General features: G+C 43.6%; 19 protein-coding genes. 11 read left to right on the forward strand and 8 right to left on the reverse strand.

What is annotated here, in order from left to right; all coding sequences use genetic code 11:
• Window positions 1-41: 41 nt before the first annotated feature.
• Window positions 42-1,496 (reverse strand): exodeoxyribonuclease I, encoded by a 1,455-nt coding sequence (gene sbcB / locus OW491_RS14385; protein ID WP_290036623.1) that lies wholly within the window; start codon window positions 1,494-1,496, stop codon window positions 42-44.
• A 129-nt stretch (window positions 1,497-1,625) separates the two neighbouring features.
• On the opposite strand from sbcB, the gene OW491_RS14390 reads away from it, so the two are divergent.
• Both OW491_RS14390 and OW491_RS14395 read left to right on the forward strand, forming a co-directional pair.
• Window positions 1,626-2,051: a YchJ family protein gene (locus OW491_RS14390; RefSeq protein ID WP_075171550.1), complete on the forward strand. Its 426-nt coding sequence runs from the start codon at window positions 1,626-1,628 to the stop codon at window positions 2,049-2,051.
• A gap of 107 nt (window positions 2,052-2,158) precedes the next feature.
• A complete protein-coding gene (locus tag OW491_RS14395; RefSeq protein ID WP_290036625.1) occupies window positions 2,159-4,996 on the forward strand; it encodes a DUF349 domain-containing protein in 2,838 nt (945 codons plus the stop codon).
• A gap of 65 nt (window positions 4,997-5,061) precedes the next feature.
• Here the strand turns inward: OW491_RS14395 and phbB are convergent, their stop codons facing one another.
• Window positions 5,062-5,811 carry an acetoacetyl-CoA reductase gene (gene phbB, locus OW491_RS14400; protein ID WP_075171548.1) on the reverse strand — a complete coding sequence of 250 codons (750 nt, stop codon included), beginning with the start codon at window positions 5,809-5,811 and terminating at the stop codon, window positions 5,062-5,064.
• A gap of 179 nt (window positions 5,812-5,990) precedes the next feature.
• Window positions 5,991-7,337 carry an MATE family efflux transporter gene (locus OW491_RS14405; RefSeq protein WP_290036627.1) on the reverse strand — a complete coding sequence of 449 codons (1,347 nt, stop codon included), beginning with the start codon at window positions 7,335-7,337 and terminating at the stop codon, window positions 5,991-5,993.
• A gap of 100 nt (window positions 7,338-7,437) precedes the next feature.
• Between OW491_RS14405 and OW491_RS14410 the strand changes: the two genes are divergently transcribed.
• From OW491_RS14410 to OW491_RS14420, 3 genes are all read left to right on the forward strand, one after another.
• Window positions 7,438-8,166 (forward strand): 16S rRNA (uracil(1498)-N(3))-methyltransferase, encoded by a 729-nt coding sequence (locus OW491_RS14410; RefSeq protein ID WP_290036628.1) that lies wholly within the window; start codon window positions 7,438-7,440, stop codon window positions 8,164-8,166.
• 113 nt (window positions 8,167-8,279) lie between these two features.
• Entirely contained in the window at window positions 8,280-9,308 is a 1,029-nt protein-coding gene (locus OW491_RS14415; protein ID WP_075171545.1) for a Fe(3+) ABC transporter substrate-binding protein, read from the forward strand.
• A 98-nt stretch (window positions 9,309-9,406) separates the two neighbouring features.
• A complete protein-coding gene (locus tag OW491_RS14420) occupies window positions 9,407-11,071 on the forward strand; it encodes an iron ABC transporter permease (protein WP_290036629.1) in 1,665 nt (554 codons plus the stop codon).
• 24 nt (window positions 11,072-11,095) lie between these two features.
• On the opposite strand, the gene OW491_RS14425 is transcribed toward OW491_RS14420, so the two are convergent.
• Together OW491_RS14425 and ampD are read right to left on the reverse strand one after the other, a co-directional pair.
• Entirely contained in the window at window positions 11,096-12,139 is a 1,044-nt protein-coding gene (locus tag OW491_RS14425; protein ID WP_290036630.1) for an ABC transporter ATP-binding protein, read from the reverse strand.
• Between the two features lie 119 nt (window positions 12,140-12,258).
• Window positions 12,259-12,813, reverse strand: coding sequence for a 1,6-anhydro-N-acetylmuramyl-L-alanine amidase AmpD (gene ampD / locus OW491_RS14430; RefSeq protein WP_290036876.1), 555 nt, complete (start codon window positions 12,811-12,813; stop codon window positions 12,259-12,261).
• A gap of 197 nt (window positions 12,814-13,010) precedes the next feature.
• On the opposite strand from ampD, the gene nadC reads away from it, so the two are divergent.
• Together nadC and OW491_RS14440 are read left to right on the forward strand one after the other, a co-directional pair.
• Complete coding sequence (nadC, locus tag OW491_RS14435; protein WP_290036631.1) at window positions 13,011-13,850, forward strand: carboxylating nicotinate-nucleotide diphosphorylase; 840 nt, start codon at window positions 13,011-13,013, stop codon at window positions 13,848-13,850.
• A 119-nt stretch (window positions 13,851-13,969) separates the two neighbouring features.
• Window positions 13,970-14,359 (forward strand): 3-phosphoshikimate 1-carboxyvinyltransferase, encoded by a 390-nt coding sequence (locus OW491_RS14440; protein WP_075171541.1) that lies wholly within the window; start codon window positions 13,970-13,972, stop codon window positions 14,357-14,359.
• A gap of 95 nt (window positions 14,360-14,454) precedes the next feature.
• Here the strand turns inward: OW491_RS14440 and OW491_RS14445 are convergent, their stop codons facing one another.
• From OW491_RS14445 to OW491_RS14455, 3 genes are all read right to left on the reverse strand, one after another.
• Window positions 14,455-14,802 carry a hypothetical protein gene (locus tag OW491_RS14445; protein WP_290036632.1) on the reverse strand — a complete coding sequence of 116 codons (348 nt, stop codon included), beginning with the start codon at window positions 14,800-14,802 and terminating at the stop codon, window positions 14,455-14,457.
• 13 nt (window positions 14,803-14,815) lie between these two features.
• On the reverse strand, window positions 14,816-16,171 hold the full coding sequence (locus OW491_RS14450; RefSeq protein WP_290036633.1) for a sulfatase-like hydrolase/transferase: 1,356 nt from the start codon (window positions 16,169-16,171) through the stop codon (window positions 14,816-14,818).
• Between the two features lie 64 nt (window positions 16,172-16,235).
• The gene (locus OW491_RS14455) at window positions 16,236-16,682 is read right to left on the reverse strand and encodes a pilin (protein ID WP_290036634.1); all 447 of its coding nucleotides are present in this window, start codon (window positions 16,680-16,682) and stop codon (window positions 16,236-16,238) included.
• A 241-nt stretch (window positions 16,683-16,923) separates the two neighbouring features.
• On the opposite strand from OW491_RS14455, the gene pilB reads away from it, so the two are divergent.
• Genes pilB through coaE form a run of 4 tightly spaced genes read left to right on the forward strand, consistent with a single transcriptional unit; the run spans window position 16,924 to window position 21,382 of the window.
• Window positions 16,924-18,636: a type IV-A pilus assembly ATPase PilB gene (gene pilB / locus OW491_RS14460; RefSeq protein WP_290036635.1), complete on the forward strand. Its 1,713-nt coding sequence runs from the start codon at window positions 16,924-16,926 to the stop codon at window positions 18,634-18,636.
• Between the two features lie 14 nt (window positions 18,637-18,650).
• Window positions 18,651-19,874, forward strand: coding sequence for a type II secretion system F family protein (locus OW491_RS14465; protein WP_290036636.1), 1,224 nt, complete (start codon window positions 18,651-18,653; stop codon window positions 19,872-19,874).
• 2 nt (window positions 19,875-19,876) lie between these two features.
• On the forward strand, window positions 19,877-20,758 hold the full coding sequence (locus OW491_RS14470; RefSeq protein WP_290036637.1) for an A24 family peptidase: 882 nt from the start codon (window positions 19,877-19,879) through the stop codon (window positions 20,756-20,758).
• A 24-nt stretch (window positions 20,759-20,782) separates the two neighbouring features.
• Window positions 20,783-21,382, forward strand: a complete 600-nt coding sequence (coaE, locus tag OW491_RS14475; protein ID WP_290036638.1) for a dephospho-CoA kinase — start codon at window positions 20,783-20,785, stop codon at window positions 21,380-21,382.
• Window positions 21,383-21,433 lie beyond the last annotated feature (51 nt).

The raw sequence follows: 21,433 nt of genomic DNA on the forward strand, positions 1-21,433 counted from the left end.
ATTGGTTACTGGTTGCTCAGCATTAAGCTAGCAATGCTAACTTAATACGTGTCATCCATAGGGATAATCGATTCAGCGTATATGGCCAGTTCCTCTAGCAACTCACGCTGGTTTTGATCCAATTCGGGCGATCCATACAATGTATTTAAACGCTCATAAAATGCCTTCATGGTCATCAAATTACGCTTATCAGATTTCATAAGTTTATCGGTACGGTACTGCTCCCATTGCACCTGCTCATCACTACTGAGGGTATACGGGTAATTTCGCGCACGGTAACGAAACAGCATTTCTTCTAAACGTGGATCTTGAAATGCTAAGGATAGGTCGGCTAATTCCTCAGGGTGTGCTTCGCGAATCTGAACCATCGCTTGCTTATCGGCTTCTTTGAAAAAGTCTGACCCATACAGCATATGGTCAGGATCACCATCCGACTCCATTGCATCATCAGTCATGATATCGGCCAGTTTAGATTTTAGATCAGTAAAACCTCTCAGCATGGTTAAATGTGCTCGACACTGATCCCCATTAATCCGAAACCGAGCCGCTTCTTCTGTATTCAACATACCGGCGGGCGCTAAAATTGGGCTTTTATTAGCATGCACCTGCTTTAGCGCTATTTTAGGGTCGTTTTCACATCGCTGATCGGCGGGTAAGTACATCAAACGTTTGATTTCATCCACAGGCAAATCAAACAAAGGGGTTGGATCCACACGTAAATCCCAAACCAATGTGCTGTTTCGGTTAACCGGATGGTTCGCTAAAGGAGCAACAACGGCAAGATTGCCCAACTCTGCTGGATAACGAGATGAGACATGTAAAACCGGCTTCATGGTCGTCACATCCAAAAGGCGCTGTGCCGCCGCCTTAGTTCGATTATTTATGACGTACTCATATAATTTGGGCTGTTTTTCCTTTACTAACTTTGCCATCGCTATGGTGGCATACACATCCGATAAAGCATCATGTGCATGGCCATGATCTATATTGTTTGCTTTGGTTAAATCCTCTAAGCGCAAACTAGGCGAGCCATCTTCATAAGTAGGCCACACAATACCTTCGGGACGTAATGCTCTGGTTAGGCGCAACATATCGATAATGTCCCATCGCGAGCAATTATTTTGCCATTCCCGCGCATAAGGATCATAAAAGTTACGATACAGCGTGTAGCGTGTTACTTCGTCATCAAATCGAATACTGTTGTACCCCACACCACAAGTGCCTGGGCGCGCTAACTCATCATGGATAACCTTAATAAATTCTGCCTCGCAGACACCTTCTCTCATCGCATGCTGAGGTGTAATACCAGTAATAAGACAAGCATCTGGATTAGGCAGTACGTCATCAGCCGGCTTGCAATAAAGCATGACTGGCTCTTCGATAATGTTAAAGTCAGCATCAGTACGCACACCAGCAAACTGTACGGGACGGTCACGCTTTGGATCTGCCCCAAAGGTTTCATAGTCATGCCAGAAAAAAGTTAGCGGTGGAGTCATATAAGGATATTCCATGAAAAAGCTAAGTTGAACAGGCTATAATACGGATAACAGACGTGCTCTTAAAGCCTTGACCTTTGGTGAACACCTTCTGCGAATAACGATAACAACAAGTGAGGATCTTCAGCCATGTTGACAACACCTTCATCAGATCAACACTGCCCTTGCGGTTCTGGATTACTTTTTGATAAATGCTGTAAATCCTACATAGAAGGCGCACAATTAGCTCCTACCGCTCAAGCGTTAATGCGAAGCCGTTACACGGCCTTTGCCTTAGGTGCTGTGGATTATTTAATTGATACGACAGCGCCCAGCAAACGTCATGCTGACGATCACTCTGTGATTAGCGAACAAGTTAAAAATACACAATGGTGCGGCCTAACCATTCGGCAATGCAAGCAAGGCCAAGCGAAAGACTCGACTGGCGAAGTCGAGTTTGATGCATATTTTATAGCGAACGGCGAAGCCGGTGTTTTGCATGAACGTTCGCGATTTTATAAAGAGAATAACCAATGGCTATACATCGATGGCGACGTATCATTTGATAAAGAGTAGCCAAAAAGCAACTGTCAAGCCTTAAAATTGCACGACAAGCCCGCTAGAATAACCCACCCACTTTTGCTGGATGATTGACAGCCAGCTCGTAGAACAAGTAAACGTTGATGTTATCGAAGCTTTTTAGACCTAAATGGCAACATGCTGATCCTAGTGTTCGCGCGGCTGCAGTGCGCAAATTACGAGAAGACAATCCAGCTCACATAGAAATCCTAACGCAGCTAGCCACTCAAGACCCCGCTGCTGACGTCCGGCTACTAGCCGCCGGAAAAATAACGGATATCGATCAGCTTATTAATCTATTGAACGAGGAACAGGCTCATTTATCCGCTATCGAGCAACAACTCATTCATCAGCTAGGACAAACGAATAACCCTACATCCGCGTTTGATAGACTCATCAATGGGCAAAATAACGAACGCGCTTTTCAAATTGTTTGCTCAAGCGGCCATGGTGCTCTACTGCAGGACCATCTACATCAAGCCAATCATCAACAATTACTCGGCATTGTTTTATCCAACGCTCCTATTCAGCTTCGTAAAGAAGCCGCTGAAAAAATAACCTCACCCACTGATATAGAAACGTTGCTTAAAGAGACCCGTCAAAGCGATAAAACCATCCATAAAATTATGCGCGACAAGCTAAATGCGCTTAAAGAACAAGAAAGGTTAACTAAACAGCAAACCGAGTTAGCTCACGATATTTGCAGCCAGATGCAACAATTGAGTAAAGGCGAATGGTTTCCTCTTTACCCAGCTAAGCAAGAGTCACTATTGAGCGCATGGGAGCAATTGGATGAACGCTTGCCGATCGACTCACTTAAAGAGACCTTCGCACAAGCCCTGCAACAAAGCCAACAACGGATTGATGAGCATCAAGCGACATTAGAGGCACAAAAACGCGAAGTCGAGCGACAAGAACAAGCGCAGCAAAAAGCCATAGAGTTACTCGAACAACAAACACTACTCGTTGCTCAAATTAACGACAACTATGCATTGGTTAGCGAGTCCGATTGGGCTCATATCAAACAAGCTTGGTCCCACATCAGCCCTACTCATGAAGGGCAAAAAGCAATATTCTCTCGTCAATCGCTTTTATTAGATGAATACTTTACTCATCTTTCTATGCGCGACCAGAAGATTAGTGAGGCACAAGAGTATGTATCGGCTTTACTACCCTCAGAGCTTTCAGCACTTGATAACCGTGCTTTAAAAGCGCTCCGCTCGGCACTAACAAAAGCCTTGAGCACGTTAAACTGGCCTGAGCAAGATGCCCAGCCAGAACCCGTAACGCAGCTAACCGAGACTCTCAACACAGTTGAAAACCTCTTGCGCCAAGAGCAACAACAGAAATCCGCCACACAACAACTTATTCAACAACAGCTGGATGAACTGAACCGGTACATAAAAGCCGGCGAGGCGAAACAAGCGGATAAGTTTGTGAAAAAGTTAAATGACTCTTTTAGGTCCAATCAACAAAAGTTGTCCACCGCTCAAGAACAGCATTTACGTCAACTCCAAGCACAGCTACAAGAACTTAAAGATTGGCAGGGCTACGCGGTAACGCCTAAAAAAGAGCAACTCTGCGAAGAAATGGAGCAATTAGCTGCGCAAGATTCGATGCCTGCTCCTGAGAAATCACAACGTATTAAGGAGTTGCAGCAACAATGGAAACTTCTCGACTCTACCGACCCTATTCATTCCTCATTATTGTGGAAACGCTTTAAAGCCGCATCTGATACGGCTTATGAGCCTTGCGAAGCGTATTTTAGCCAGCAAAGAGAGCTACGTGCCTACAACTTATCTCAACGTGAAATGATCGTAGCTGAAGTGTCACAGTACTTAAACACTGTAAACTGGGACGAAACCTATTGGCGAGATATTGAAACCGTTATTACCGCCGCTAAACGAGAATGGCGTCGGTTTATTCCAGTAGACCGTAACCCAGGACAAAAAATACAACAGGCATTTAATGAACTGATTGTCTCTACTGAAGCTCGCTTCAAAGTCATTAAAGAAGCCGCTCTTCAACAAAAAGAAGCGATCATTAATGATGCTCACCAACTCGCCCAATCTGATGACCCAAAGGCTGCTGCCGAACAAGCTAAGCTGCTACAAGAGCAATGGAAAGAAGCTGGCCCAACCTTCCACAGCCAAGAACGCAAGCTATGGAAGCGCTTTCGTGTCGAGTGTGACGCCATCTTTAACCGATTAACAGAGCACCAGCAAGAGCAACGCAGCATTATCAACCCACGCACTGAGCTACTTGCACACACTCACACCTTGCAACACTTTTCAGTTAAACCTTTGGCATTAAAAACGGCTGTAGCTGCTCACCATGCAGGCTCCGAAATTATTGACAACTTCCCTGCTATATCGGCACGCGATAGCCAACAGTTTCGCAAGGCCGCACACCAGCTAGAGGAACAACTGCAACAGTTAAAACGGCTAGAAGCACAAGAAAGCACTCATGCTTTTATCGCGTTAACCAAAGAGCTCGATCAGCTTGAAGAGCAAATTTTATCAAGCAAGCCAACGACCGCCATTACCGTTAATATAAACGATTGCAAAGGCAGCCTGCCTGATAGCCTGATTAATGCTATTAAAGCTCGCCAGAGCGCTGTAGAAGCCGTTATATCAAGCTCGGCGAGTGACATTGACGATCTATTATGGGCGCAAAGTGACAGATCGTTACGAGAGTTGTGTATTCGCCTTGAGATCGCTCTTGGAGAAAGCACTCCTGAATCTGATCATGCACTTCGCATGGAATATCAAATGCAGAGGCTGCAACAGGTACTAGATCAACCATTGCAAGTAACGACCTTACTTGATATCCGCTTACTGGAACTTGAGTGGAGCACTGTTGCATTTAATCAAACATTCGACACGCTTTGTGAACGCTTTGAGGCTTTAACACATGCCGTCTTCGAAGGAATGCCTGCATAACAATACAGGTCTGCAAAACTAAAAAAGCCTGCAAATATGCAGGCTTTTTGATTAATTACACAAGCTTAGTGCATGTGTAAACCACCGTTTATAGACATGTCTGCGCCGGTGATGTAGCCCGACTCATCTTCTGCCAAGAAGGTTACAATACGACCAATTTCTTCTGGTGTACCAAAACGCTTAACCGGAATGGTTGAACAAATTTTATCTTGGATCTCTTCTGCGATCTGCGCCACCATTGGCGTCATGATATACCCTGGAGAAACCGTGTTCACGGTCACGCCTTTTGCAGCAACTTCTTGAGCCAGAGCTTTAGTAAAACCGTGTATGCCGGCTTTTGCTGCCGAATAGTTACATTGCCCAAACTGACCTTTTTGAGCGTTAACAGATGAGATATTAATGATGCGACCAAACCCTTTCTCGATCATTGGGTTGATCACTAGGCGTGTCATATGGAACATGGAATCAAGGTTAGCGCTGAGTACTTCATCCCATTGCTCCCATGTCATTTTCTTGAACTGACCATCCCGGGTAATACCTGCATTATTGATCAAAACATCAATATTTCCGCCGGTCATTTCCTCTACTGATTGAATGCAGGATTGACAAGATTTATCGTCTGTGACGTCACCGTACGCTACTAAAATATCATAACCATCGGCACGTTGAGCTTCCTGCCATGCCTTGGCTTTTTCGTGGTTTCCGCCACTGTTATAACCAGCAACTACAGTGAAGCCTTTATCGACTAATGAACGACAAATTGCAGCGCCTAAACCACCAGTACCACCCGTTACAAGAGCAATTCGTTTACTCATTTTCACATCCCCGTTTTTCCATTTCAGTTTGGTAGTGCTACTGAATTATTAATTTTTATGTTTCAGATCCGTTCTAATTTGACGGATTTTATAGCCTCTTCTCACACCGCGTGTGATGCAACAACATCAAGCATACAACTACTTTATGAAAGCTTAATGTCTATTCAATTTATGCCTATTCAGTGGAGAGAATCAAGCCCTCTTTTCAATTGTTGCCGGACTAAGTAGAAAGCAACTGACGCAGCGCAAGTATTTGCCACCACAAAAGCAATAAACATCGCTTGTAAACCTAACAGCATATTAGCCCCCCAAGCAAGGGGAATAAAAAAAACAAACAAGCGTATTAAACTAATCCGCAGCGCCCGTAATGGCTGGTGTAACGCGTTTAAAGTGGATGCACTCAAAAAGATCACAGCTTGCATACCAAAGCCTAATGGAACCACCATTAACCACATCGACAATGGTACTTTCACGGCATCTGTATCCGTAAAAATATCCACAATTGAACCGCGATTTAGCAGCAATAAAACAAAGATCAGGAGCTGCCATACCAAAGCAAACTTTACCGCCCCATAATAAGCAATTTTTACCCGTTCAAACTGTCCGGCTCCCAAATTCTGGCTCACAAAAGGCGGCAAAGTCATTGATAAAGCCAAGCAAACTAATAAGGAAAGCGATTCCAAACGGTTTCCTACACCAAAGGCGGCAACGGCTTCTGCACCATGCGCCGCGACCATAGCCGTTAAAAAACCGCCGGCAATAGGCGTCATAATATTAGACAGCGCCGCAGGCAGACCTATTTTCATCACCCGACGCCAGTTGGAAATAATCCGCATCAAGTCTGGTTTAATCAAAACGATTAATTGGTACTTTTTGTATAACACCCACACAAGCACCAAAAAGACACATCCCCATGAAATCACGCTCGCCAAAGCCGCTCCTGATATACCCATTGCAGGTACAGGGCCCCAACCAAAGATCAAAATAGAGTCCAAAAAAACATTTAAAATAGAGGATGTCGCCATCACTATTCCAGGCGTTTTAGTATCCCCACGAGCACGCAAGCTACTACTAGCAACCATATTGGTTACCATAAATGCAGCACCAAACCACCAAATCCCCATATAGTCGATAATAAAAGGGAGCTGTTCAGTATCAGCACCTAACCAATGATAGAGAGGTGTTATTAGCGCATGGGCCAGCGTGCTAACACACAACACAACGATTAGCGTCATGAGGAGATTGTCCGTTGTAAGCACAGCGGCTTCTTCATGGCGCCCACTACCAATCAATCTAGCTAAGATAGCTGAAGTCCCTATACCAAAACCAATCGCCAAGCTTACAACCGAAAAAGTGACAGGGAACGTAAATGCTAAAGCCGCCATTTCCGTTGCCCCTAACTGGCCCACAAAATATATATCAGCCAAGTTAAATAGCATTAAGCTGACGATACCCATCATCATAGGAAGGGTCATTTTTATAAGCGCGGTTCGAACAGGGGTAGTTAGTAAATCAGAGCTCGACATTGAATCATCTTCTTGAAAGGGTGCCACATCCTAACGGGAGAATATGAAAAGAAAAACCGTCATAATGGAAAGAATAATTTCCAAAGACAGTAAACTATAAATGAACCTCATCATTTTTTCTGAGAAAGACATCATAGCCAACAGCGCTAGCACAGTAAGAATCCAGTTAGGCGGGCGACAGCTAAATCATCTTTTATCAGTCCATAAAGCCGAACCTAACAGCATATTGAGAGTTGGCCAGTTAAATGGAAAGCTGGGGCAAGGCCGAGTTGTCAGCATAAACGAGCAAGCGGCCATGCTTGATGTAACGCTCCATCAAGCTCCACCTACTCCTTTACCCTTAACGTTAGTACTCGCTTTACCTCGCCCTAAAATGATGAGGCGCATCATAAATAGTATCAGCATGTTAGGTGTTAAAGACCTGTACCTTATCCATAGCTATCGCGTTGACAAAAGCTATTGGTCGACACCTTTCTTGCAGCCCGAAGCACTGCATGAACAACTCTTACTAGGCCTTGAGCAAAGCATTGACACGCAGCTGCCTAACATTCATCTACGTAAGCGTTTTAAACCCTTTGTAGAAGATGAGCTACCTTTACTGTGCAGTAATAAAAGAGCGTTAGTAGCCCACCCCTACGACGCACAACCATGCCCCCCTAGCTCTTTAGAAGAAAGCATATTGGCCATAGGCCCAGAGGGCGGATTTATTCCTTACGAGGTCGACAAACTACAAGAAGCCGGTATGCAAACAATTGAAATTGGTCAAAGAATACTGCGTGTTGAGACAGCCGTGACTGCTTTGCTATCACGCTTATTTCCAGTGATTTAACATCATACACATGAAAACAAACGCAATTGATAATAAATCTCATGTGCATTGACATTAAGAATGCATCACTGAATAATTACCACCTACAATAAATTGACAATAGGTTAGTGTACATGTTGCGTAAAACTCTACTCACTTTAGCCACAGTAACTTCTGCTTTCTCATTTGCTCCCGCTTATGCTGAAGGTGAGGTCAATGTTTACTCTTATCGCCAACAATTCTTAGTGGAGCCTCTTCTACAAGCTTTCACGAATAAAACAGGCATAAAAGTCAATATTGTTTACTCCAACAAAGGTTTGTTAGAGCGATTAGAACAAGAAGGTCGCAACTCGCCAGCCGATGTTATGCTTACCCCAGATATCGGCCCTATGTATGATGGCGCTGAAAAAGGTCTGTTCGCCACAATCGACAGCGCTACAATTGAGCGCAATGTCCCAGAGCATTTTCAAGACCCTGAAAACCGTTGGGTTGGCCTGACCTCTCGAGCGCGTGTTATTTACACTTCTAAGGAGCGTGTAAAAGAAGGCGAGATTAAAACATACGAAGACCTAGCTGACCCTAAATGGAAAGGTCGTGTTTGTACACGCAGCGGCAAGCACACATATAACATCTCTCTTATTGCAAGCATGATTGCCCACGACGGTTTAGAAGCCACTGAAACTTGGCTACGTGGTGTTAAAGATAACTTAGGGCAAAAACCGCAAGGTAACGATCGCGCTCAAGCAAAAGCGATTAAAGAAGGCATCTGTGACGTAGCTCTTGGCAACTCTTACTACTTTGGCCATATGTTAACTAACGAAGAAGAGCCAGAACAAAAAACTTGGGCCGAAGCCATCAACCTGGTCTTTCCTAACCAAGATGGACGCGGCGCTCACATGAATATTTCTGGCGCTTCGATCACTAAATACGCTCCACACCCGCAAGAAGCACTCGAACTTATTGAGTTCTTAACGGAACGTGACGCGCAGTATTTATACGCAAACGCTAACTTTGAATTCCCGGTTCGCCCTAAAACAAAGCGCTCTGATATCATCAAGAAGTATATGGGTGACTTTAAAGGCGATGAAATCAATCTGACCGAAGTAGGCGCTCTGCGTAAAGAAGCCGCGAAACTGGTTGATAAAGTCGGCTTTGATAACTGATTACAATCATTTAATCGACAAATCTGCTCACAAACGGTAGTCTCTTGGCTGCCGTTTTTTATTGTCCGACATGTAGTATTTTGTTGTAAAGAGCCCTCATGCAAAGCACACCCTTCGCTAAGAAAACCACTAACAACTGGCTTGTTAGCAGCTGGGCAATTGCCCTCATCGTCGCTTTGCCAATTTTATCCGTTTTTTACATTGCCCTTTTTCCAGAGGAAAATATCTGGAAGCACTTATACGATACAGTTTTACCTGTTTACATCATCACGACCCTAAAGCTCTTAGCTGGTGTTGGTTTTCTTTCAGTTATTTTGGGCGTAGGCACTGCATGGTTGGTCACTATGTGCCAGTTCCCTGGAAGGCGCTTTTTTGAATGGGCCTTACTGCTTCCGTTTGCGGTACCCGCCTATGTTATCGCCTACGTGTATACGGATATTTTAGAATATTCGGGCCCTGTTCAAGGCTTTTTACGCGATCTCTTTGGATGGCAAACGCCTCGAGATTATTGGTTTCCAGAAATCCGCTCTTTAGGCGGCGCCATCACTATGCTCACGCTAGTCCTTTACCCGTACATTTATTTAATGTCTCGTGCCGCTTTCCTAGAACAATCTGCTAGCCTAAAAGACGCTAGCCGCTTACTAGGGTGCAGCCCATTACAGAGCTTTTTCCGTATATCACTACCCATTGCACGACCAAGTATCGCCGTTGGACTCTCACTCGTATCCATGGAAACACTCAATGATTTTGGCACGGTAGATTTTTTTGCTGTAAAAAGCCTAAGTGCCGGAATTTTTGATACTTGGTTAAATATGGGGAATTTAGGAGGGGCTGCCCAAATTGCATCATTAATGATGATTTTTGTGGTCTTTCTCATCGTGGGCGAGCGTATGAGTCGCTATAAGCAGCAGCAGTTTCATAACCAAGATAGATTTAAAGCGCTGGCCACTTACCCTTTAACAAAAGGCAAAGCAGCATTAGCATTCCTTGCATGTTTTGTTCCTCTGTTAGCCGGTTTTTTAATTCCGGTTGGTTTACTCCTTTTTTATTCTCTCAATTATACTAAACAATTTTACACAGAAGACTTTCAAAGCCACGCCCTGCATAGCTTTACGCTGGCAATATCCGCCTCGGTGGCATGCCTTATTATTGCGGTTTTGCTCGGCTATGCCCAACGACTAAATCCCAATAAACGATCACTCAAAATAGCCATCAACTTTTCTAGCCTTGGTTATGCTCTCCCTGGAGCCGTCCTTGCGTTAGGCGTGCTTGTACCCCTCGCCCACTTCGATAACAGTGTCGATGCTTTTATGCGCAGTCATTTTGATTACTCAACAGGCTTATTACTCAGCGGAACAGTCTTCGCTGTCATCTTTGCTTATTGCGTTCGCTTTTTAGCAGTATCAGCTGGGGCAGTTAGTAGCTCATTAAACAAAGTAACCCCTTCGATGGATATGGCCTCTCGCTCATTGGGCATGACTCCGATGGGGACATTACTTCGTGTGCATTTGCCGCTTATCAAAGGCGGTCTTTTGACATCACTATTAGTCGTGTTTGTGGATTGCATGAAAGAGCTACCAGCCACGTTGATTTTACGGCCGTTTAACTACGATACGCTAGCCACCTTTGTCTACCAATATGCGTCAGATCAGCGCTTAGAGCAGTGCGCCCTTGCTGCACTACTCATCGTGGCCGTTGGGATTGTACCTGTTATTCTACTCAGCCGATCAATTACCAGTAGTCGAGACATCAAGCCAGCTTAAAGAAACCGCTGACTAAGTAGAATATTAGGTAAATAGAATAGGGTTTTGAGTAGTTACCGAAATCCCTACATGATCACCTGGCTTAAAGTCTAAGCGCTCATGACACGTCGAGGTAATCACTCGCCCACTAGGCAGGGCTAGACGAAAACGTACAGTATCCCCCATAAATTCCCGCGACATCACAGTAGCTTCTACGGACGTATCAACAGAAATAATCGGCTTAATTTCGGATGGCCTCACAAACAACTGAATACTCTGCGCTAAAGGACAACTTTGGTTGTTAGCAACAGATAAGACACCCAGCTCCGTTTCAAAAGCATCCGCTGATATACAACGAGCCTCAAACAATTCCCCCTCACCCACAAAGCGAGCTACGGTTAAGTTTTTTGGGCGGTAATATAAGGACTCTGCGCTACCCCATTGCTGCAGCCTGCCTTGCGATAACACGCCAACAGCATCGCTAATCACAAAGGCTTCATCTTGATCATGCGTTACCATAATTGCTGATAAACCCTGCTCTTTTATTATATCTCTCACTTCAACTGATAATGACTTGCGCATCTCAGTGTCCAAGTTCGAAAAAGGCTCGTCCATAAGTAACAACGAGGGCTTAGGAGCCAGCGCACGCGCCAAAGCAACACGCTGCTGCTGCCCTCCCGAGAGTTCATGAGGATAACGTTGTGATAAGTCTGGCAAACGTACTAATTTAAGCACTGATTTAACAGCTTCACGGCGTTGTCCAGAAGACAGGTTCCGCAACCCAAAACCGATGTTATCGGCAACTGTAAGATGAGGAAATAAGGCATAATCTTGAAACACCATTCCCATGTTACGCTTCTCGGGAGAAAGTGTACGGTTTAAAGCCGAGATAGTCCGACCATTCATAATTATCTGGCCGCCAGAAACATCATTGAAGCCAGCTAGCGCACGAAGGATTGTCGTTTTTCCGCAACCGCTCGGGCCTAGCAAACATGCTATATCGCCTTCTTCAATCGCAAAGTTAACATCCTCAACAATAGATTGAGTTCCATAAGCACAGGCAAGTGATTCAACCGATAACAAAGACATGTATTACAACCGCATCAGATTTATAACCACATGATAAATAAAAACGATTCTCAGTTGTAGTTATCTATCAACATTTATGAACAAAGTGCTGTATTCGCTTAATAAAATGGCTACCGCTCTTAACGACCTAAAGATGCTCGGTATCGCAGCCAATCAAAACAAGGGCCAGGATCCGTTTTACGTCCCGGTGCAATATCGCTATGGCCAGTAATACGATGCGAATTTATTGACGGATAAGCCTCCTGAATGAGCTTAGTCAGCGAGGTTAAACTCGCATATTGCTCATCAGTAAAGGGGATATAGTCAGTCCCTTCAAGTTCGATTCCAATCGAAAAATCATTGCATGACTCCACGCCATCAAAACAAGAAACACCCGCATGCCAAGCACGATCATTTAAGTTTACAAACTGCGTAACAATACCTGATCGGGCAATCAACAAATGAGCCGAAACCTGCAGGTGTGCTATTTCAGAAAAATAAGGGTGGTCTTGCGCCACCAAGCGATTTTGAAAAAAAGCCTCTACATAGCCGTTTTCAAACTCACCAGGCGGCAAACTGATATTATGTACCACCAATAAATCAATGTTAGTCGCTACCGGACGTTCATTAAAATTAGGAGAAGCGAGCCATCTAGCCCCAACGACTAAACCATTTTCAATGGATGACAACGTCAATGTCTCATCATCAGAATGTTTACTGGTATTATTTATCAATGCTAACTACTCGCGACAGAGCTAATCCGTTAAAATTCCATCATACCAGCAACATGATGCCAGCTTAACGTCTTTAGCACCTTCTCTTTGCTTAGGATCAACCGCTGTGTAAGATTGCTTTCTTCAACCAGCCAGCGATGGAACCTAAGCGGAATATTATGTTATCAATCGACACTTTACGCCCTACTATCGAACAAAACGTGAAAACCGCATTACAAGAAGATATAGGCGACGGTGACATAACGGCCCGGCTTATCCCCGAAAGCGAACAAGCAACAGCGCGTGTGATCTCACGTGAACATGCGACGATTAGCGGCACCGCATGGGTAGACGAAGTATTCAGACAGGTTGACGCTGGGATGGATATCAGCTGGAACGTAAAAGATGGCGACCACGTCACGCCTAATCAAGCGTTATTTACCGTTACCGGGTCGGCGCGCTCCATACTGACAGCAGAACGTGCAGCGCTTAACTTTTTACAGACCCTTTCTGGTACAGCCACCGTTAGCCAGCAGTATGCCGATAAAGTCGCGACGACCAAAGTCAAACTATTAGACACCCGTAAAACAATACCAGGCTTACGCCTCGCTCAAAAATATGCAGTTACGTGCGGATCTTGTTACAACCACCGGATTGGCCTGTACGATGCGTTTTTGATTAAAGAAAATCATATTATGGCCTGCGGCGGTATCAAAGCCGCCATAGAAACAGCACAAAAAACCGCGCCTGGTAAACCCGTTGAAATTGAAGTGGAGACGCTAGAGCAGCTCCATGAAGCGCTCGCCGCTGATGCCGATATCATCATGCTGGATAATTTCACTTTAGAGCAAATGCGCGAAGCCGTCGCCATCACCAATGGTAAAGCAAAGCTAGAAGCCTCAGGCAACATTACTGACGAAACCCTAGTCCCTATTGCAGAAACCGGTGTGGATTACATTTCTATTGGTGCGCTAACCAAACATTGCCGCGCTGTGGACTTATCTTTACGGCTCATTTAGCCACGAGGTACGCGCGAGCTTTAGAGAACCATCAAAAAAATAATACTCCGGCCGATAGATAAGCCTTATAACCGCTAATTAAAGCAAAAAAAGCATAAACGTTTAGGCCGGAGCAATTCATGGAGCACGACCCTTTTATAAAAGGACTCAAAGAACGCCTTCCAGATGATCTGAAAGACTCCTTCACCAAAGAGCAGCTAATGGCCTTAAAAGTTGCCTTTGGCGCAAGGCAATGGGGCCAGCACCCCTTAGATTTACGCGGCACGTTCAAACTTTGGCGCTGGCGATATTATTTCGTGCTACTCGCTGGCCGAAACCGCCGAGATCTCAGCCGAACCGAACGAAACCTATCTCGTGCCGCAACAGCCGCCTCATTGGCTGTATTTCTCCTAATGTGCACCGTACTAGGTCTGCTTGCTCTATACCTCATAAAATCGGCTTTGGGCATTAACATATTCCCCAATTTCTCGTTTGGTATCTGGGGTTGGTTTAAAGACACCATGATGTAGCCGGATCATGTTAAAAAGGTGTAATCTCAGACACAAAAAAGCAGCCTTCGCTGCTCTTAGTTATCTTATTATTTACCACTCAAGGTGTAACTAGCTTACTCACACACGGCAAAGCCCAACAAGCTCCACTCATCTTCATTCTGAATTTTAAGCACATCATAAACCTCGATACGCAGCCCAGACACAGGGAGTTGCTCAGCAACCAATAAATCACACGCCGTTTGTGCAGCAGCGTCACCTGTAGATGAATCAGGAAGAATACCAACGGCTAAGATTTTGCCATCACTCCACCAAACTGGCCGAGCGGGAAAGAGATTATTATCCAACAAGACATTTTCTGCGGATCTCTTTTGATTATCATTTAATATCTGACTTGTAGAGCTAACGTAATAAGCTACCAAGCCAGATAAAACAACTAAGATGATAAAAATAATACGTTTCATAAAGTGAGCCACTCTATCGTTTTAATATTAAGACGGGAACCTTTCCTAACTTAAAATCTTCATGGACCGTACTTTTGTCAACTATTCTTGGCTCATGATCTCCAACCACGACTACTAATATATCTTTTTTATCTTTGAGATAAACAGAAAGGTTGTGAAAAAACTGTTTTTGGAGTTTTAGATTTCTACAAAATTCATGCCCAGATATCTTAAATATCTCACAATCAAAAAGATCTTTATCAAGATCACGCATGTCATATGAAGCGTGGGTATTCAAGGTAAGCCAATAAATGAATTTTTTTTCGTCGCTTCTATGCAGACTCTCAATAACGCTAAAAATATCCGAATCACATGCACCAGGAAATGAATAACATCTACGATCCAAACTCATATTCTCATAAAAAATAGCTTTATCAAACCCTACTTTTGGATACCAATAAGCTCTATCATACATATTTCCAGTTGCACCATGAATCGCATAAGTTTTATATCCCTTCAGTTTTAAATTTGAAGGTAAACACCCAGAAAAATCATTATCATCAAGAATTTTTAGATTGATATTAGCTACGGACTTCCTACATAGCTCTCTCATTTCTCCTTGAACGGTGTAACCAGAAAAATTGATTTCGTGAACTTCGACTTCAAAATCTTTAAACGAGTCAATTGAAACGATTTCTTTTTGAACTAGATCATTTACTGGGACTCCCCAAGACTCGTTGATTACGAATAAAATATTTTCATATTGATCAATGGTTTCAGACAAAAAGTCTATAGCTGCAATACCTTCATACTCTGAAGCACTATTAGATTCTGTATTGAATCCTTCCGCAAAACCAACAAACCTATATTTTAAAACATACTCAGTCACGCTCGAGATCAGCTTTCCTTTAGCGACTTTCCAATACTTGTCTCCATCATAGTAATCAGGAATTAACTGCCTCATTACAGCAAAAGAAAAAACAACAATATTGAATATAATGAAAACTTTAATTTTACCAAGCAGCTCTGATGACAGATAAAACAAATAAATAATAACAGGAAATAATAATAACGAGAATCCCATAACCATAATATATGGAAAGGGCGCATCAAAAGTGAATTTTGAGAGATATATAAAATCGCTAAATCTTACAAATGGAAAGACCTGACCTATAAGCGCAAAAAACTCGAACAACAAGAAAACTGAGCATAAAATAATTGCAATAAAACGCAAACCAAGAGCATAAAAAAACAAAACTAAAAAATAGTCAAAATTAATATAAGGCCTACCTAAACCAAAGTAACTAGAACCCAAAAAAAACAAGCTATTAATAATTAAAATTATTAGCACGCCATAAAAAAAATTCTTATTTGATTTTTTTTTCAACACTGAAATTTCACTTATTGCAAAAAAATACCCTGCAAGCAGGGTATTTATAGATCAAAATATTCTATTAACTACCGCGGCATTCTGATGGGCGATATTGATCTTCCAAAGTACCACCAGTACAGCTCCAAGAAATAGAACCTGTTGGAGGTGTTCCTGCAGCAAGGGCGTTACCACCACTAGTAGGAGTCATAAGTATAGTGTTAGCTGTAGAAGGAGCTACACGAGTGGTGTAAGTGATCGTAATCGCACCTGTAGTACCATTGATGTCTACACTAGAAACGCTATCTGTAGAGTCAGGTTGCGTCCAGCCAGCACCTAGAGCTGCTGCGCCCGTAGAAGCATTCTCTGATACCGTCGTTTTAGCTGCTGCTGCAAGAGTTAATCCCTCTGTTACACGCGCTCGTACCGTATAGTCTTGGTAAGCAGGCAACGCAATCGCAGCCAAAATACCAATGATCGCTACCACGATCATTAATTCAATCAATGTAAAACCTTGTTGTTGCTTTTTCATCTAATTTTCTCTCCAACGAGTTGGTCATTTAGAAACGAATGTGGATTTCAAAGCGTCTTCCCTGTTCAGTGGCAGCGCTCGGATTTCATTCTAGCCGAACTTCGCACAATTTCCACTACAAGGATAAGATTGTTTGAAATTTAAGTTTGCGTACATTTTCAAAAGGTTACGCTGGTGCTATTGTGTACATATATGATGAACGCTCAGTGAACATCTAACATTTATTTTTTAAGGAGTGGGCGTGCAGACTCAACAACCCCTTAGTGGTCTTGCTCGGCGCTTAGTGAAAGACGGTATTTTTTCGGCCGAAGTAGCTCGCGATGCCATCGAAAAAGCGCGTGCCGCACAAGTACCCTTTATCAGCCATATTATCGATGAAAGGCTCGTCAGCCCTCACCGTGCAGCCACGGCAGCCTCGGATGAGTTTGGCTTACCCCTCTTTGATTTAAGCTGCGTCAACGCCTCATCAGTGCCACAAGGTCTAGTCAGCGATCAGCTCATCAACAAACATCACGCTATTCCGCTGGCCAAAAAAGAAAATAGAATTTTTGTTGCGCTTTCAGACCCTACTAACATTCAAGCACTAGACGAATTCAAGTTCCATACGGGTATCACCACCGAAGGCGTCATTGTTGAAGAAGATAAACTACGGGCTTTTATCGATAGCTTCATGGATAACCAAGGGTCCATGTTGGATGACTTATCCGATAGTGACCTCGATAATTTAGAAGTTGATGACGGTAATCAACAAAAAGAAGAAGAACAAACCAGCGAAGATGCCGCTAAAGATGCACCCATAGTACGTTTTGTAAACAAAATTCTATTGGACTGTATCAAGCGTGGGGCCTCAGATATTCACTTTGAGCCTTATGAAAAGGCCTATCGCATACGTAGCCGTATTGATGGTATTTTGCAAGAAATTGCTCGCCCACCCAATAACTTATCTTCACGCTTGTCCGCTCGTTTAAAAGTTATGTCCCAAATGGACATTTCCGAAAAACGTATGCCTCAGGATGGCCGTATTAAGATGAAGATATCTAAAAATAGAGCCATCGACTTTCGTGTTAACACATTGCCTACCCTTTGGGGGGAGAAGATTGTACTGCGTATCCTTGACCCTTCTAGTGCCAAAATGGGGGTTGATGCGCTCGGTTTTGATCCACAGCAAAAAGAACTCTATATGGGCACGCTGCACAAACCACAAGGGATGATCTTGGTTACCGGCCCTACTGGTAGCGGTAAAACAGTATCGCTCTACACTGGCTTGAACATCCTTAATACTGAAGAACGTAATATATCCACAGCAGAGGACCCAGTAGAGATTAACTTAGAAGGCATTAACCAAGTACACGTGAATGCCAAAGTGGGCCTTACCTTTGCGGAAGCCTTGCGTTCATTCCTGCGTCAAGACCCAGACGTGGTCATGGTAGGTGAGATTCGGGACTTAGAAACAGCCGAAATTGGTATTAAAGCCGCACAAACAGGCCATATGGTGCTATCCACATTGCACACCAACAGTGCGCCTGAGACACTCACCCGTTTACGTAATATGGGGGTACCGTCTTTTAACATCGCAACATCAGTCAGCTTAATCATTGCCCAACGCTTAGCGAGGCGTTTGTGTGAGTCTTGTAAAGTCCCTTCGAATATACCGAAAACAGCACTCATTGAAGAAGGTTTTTCCGAAGAGCAAATATCTAATCTACAATTATTCGAAGCCTCATCAGAAGGCTGCCCAAAATGTAACAAAGGCTACAAGGGTCGTGTTGGTATCTATGAGATGCTACCTATGTCCCAAGAAATCGCGGAAGTGATTATGAATAACGGCAACTCGTTGGATATTATTCGAGTGGCGAAAACCCAAGGCTTTAGAACACTGCGGCAAACCGGTTTGGATAAAGTTGCCGAAGGCATTACCAGCCTAGAAGAAATGAATCGTGTGATTAAAATTTAAGGATAACTGCCTAGATGGCTAAAAAAGAGAAAAAGCCAGTTACCTATAGCTGGCAAGGAAAAGATAAAAGCGGCAACACAAGCAAAGGTAAAATTGATGCCCCTGACGTAGCCACCGCTAAAGCATTGTTGCGCAAACAAGGAATATTGCCCGGCAAAGTAGCCAAACAATCGTCAATTTCTCTTTTTAGCAAGAAGAGCCAACCTATCAAGCCTTTGGATATCGCTCAATTTACAAGACAAATGGCAACCATGATGAAATCCGGTGTCCCGCTATTACAAGGCATGGAGATTGTGGCTAATGGAGTAGAAAAAACTAAACTAAAAGACATGATCTACGAGATTCGTAGTTCGGTTAATGGTGGGCAAGACTTCGCCAAGTCTCTTGAAAGCCATCCTAAATATTTTGATGATCTTTTTTGTAGTTTAGTGGAAGCTGGTGAGCAATCAGGCGCACTCGAAACCATGCTCGACCGCATCGCCACCTATAAAGAAAAGGTAGAATCACTCAAAGCAAAAATCAAAAAAGCGATGACTTACCCTATCGCGGTTTTAGTCGTTGGCATTATCGTTTCAGTTATTCTGTTGCTCAAAGTGGTACCACAGTTTGAAAGCATCTTTTCAAGCTTTGGCGCGGACCTGCCAGTCTTTACAAGAATGATCTTAAATCTATCAGAAACCGTTCAAGCTTATTGGTTTTACATGCTTGTAGGCTTTATTGTCGTAGGTTATATCTTCAGCTATTTCAAACGAAAATCTGTCAAGTTCGCCAACGCCCTCGACCGTTTTGTTCTAAAAATTCCTGTGTTTGGTGCCATTCTACAAAAAGCTGCTTTAGCTCGTTTCGCTCGCACCCTGTCTACAACATTTGCTGCGGGTGTTCCACTGGTAAACGCTTTAGACTCCGCCGCTGGGGCTTCCGGTAATGTCGTATATCGCAATGCCATTATCCAAATTCGTAATGGTGTATCTACGGGCCAGTCCCTGAATAATGCGGTTACCATGACTGGTGTGTTCCCAAATATGGCGATTCAAATGATTGCAATTGGCGAAGAAGCCGGATCGTTGGATATGATGCTTGATAAGGTCGCCTCATTTTATGAAGAAGAAGTGGACAATGCGGTAGACAATATATCTAGCTTAATGGAACCCTTTATCATGGTTGTTTTAGGCACCTTGGTTGGCGGCTTGGTTGTTGCTATGTACTTGCCTATATTCCAGCTGGGTAATGTGGTTTAGCCATGACAGAGTTATACTTTTTTTTACAATCTCATACCTGGGTTGCATTGGGCTTTACGTTTATTTTTGCCTTGTTAGTGGGCAGCTTTCTCAATGTCGTTATATACAGATTACCAGTAATGATGGAGAGAGAATGGCAAAGCTCTATTGAAGATTATCAACAAGATGCTCAGGAAACGCAGACACCTGCTCTGGATGATACACGCTTTAACCTAGCGACGCCGGCGTCTCGATGCGGACAGTGCAATCATCAGATTCGCTGGTTTGAAAATATTCCGCTCATTAGTTATCTCGTGCTGCGAGGGAAATGTAGTCAATGCAAAACCCAGATATCTTTACGCTACCCAACTATCGAACTACTGACTGCACTGCTGTCTGTCGCCGTCATATTTGTATTTGGTTTTAATGTAGCCGGCTTATCAGCTGTTGCATTTACATTTTGCCTAGTCAGCCTTACTTTTATCGACATTGACCACCATCTGCTGCCTGACCGAATTACACTACCACTGTTATGGTTAGGCTTACTGGTAAATACACAGAATATATTCACGAGCTTAGAGTCTGCTGTGTGGGGAGCGATTTTAGGGTATCTGTCCTTATGGTCTGTTTACTGGGCATTTAAAATTATTACGAAAAAAGAAGGTATGGGGTATGGCGACTTTAAGCTTTTAGCGGCACTAGGCGCTTGGTGTGGAGCAATGGCGCTCCCTCTGATCATTCTGCTTTCTTCAGTCGCTGGTGTAATTATTGCCGTTGTATTGATGGCCACCAAAAAGCACCACTCAGGAAACCCACTCCCTTTTGGCCCTTACTTAGCCATCGCCGGCTGGGTAGCGCTTCTATTTGGACAAAGTATTATAGGAGCCTATCTTGGTAGCTTCTAAAACAAACATCTGTTTGAGCCCGCTATGATAGTGGGCTTGACTGGAGGTATTGGTAGCGGAAAAACCTCAGCTAGCAACCAGTTTATGGCTCTGGGCATTCCCGTCATTGATAGCGATGTTATAGCTCGGGAAGTTGTATTACCCGGAATGCCAGCGCTAAGTGCAATAAGCGAGCACTTCGGCACCGCCATAATCCAAGACGACGGCCAGCTAAATAGAGCAGCGTTACGCCAAAAAATATTCCAGGACAACCATGAAAAACAGTGGTTAGAAAGCTTATTGCACCCGTTAATACGGGAACGCACTATTAATCAACTGACAGAAGCAAGTAAAGGTAAGCCTTATATTATTCTGTCCTCCCCGCTCTTACTAGAAACCGATCAGCACACCTTGTGTGATGTCATCGTAATCGTTGATCTGTTAGAACAACAACAAGTAGAACGCGCTACACGGCGTGATAAAAATAGTACAGAGCAAATTAAGCGTATAATAGCTGCACAAATATCCAGAGAAGAGCGATTAACTAGAGCAGATTATATTCTTGATAATAGCGGAAGCTATGAGCAACTAATTGAGCAAGTAAACAGCCTGGATACATTATTGCGCTCTAAACATCTAAGCTAAATGCTCTTTATTATTATATGATTAAAATGAGCTCTTAAACTCTTGGCCGAC

The organism is Neptunomonas sp. CHC150, from assembly GCF_030397555.1.
Taxonomy (GTDB): Bacteria; Pseudomonadota; Gammaproteobacteria; order Pseudomonadales; family Balneatricaceae; genus Neptunomonas; species Neptunomonas phycophila.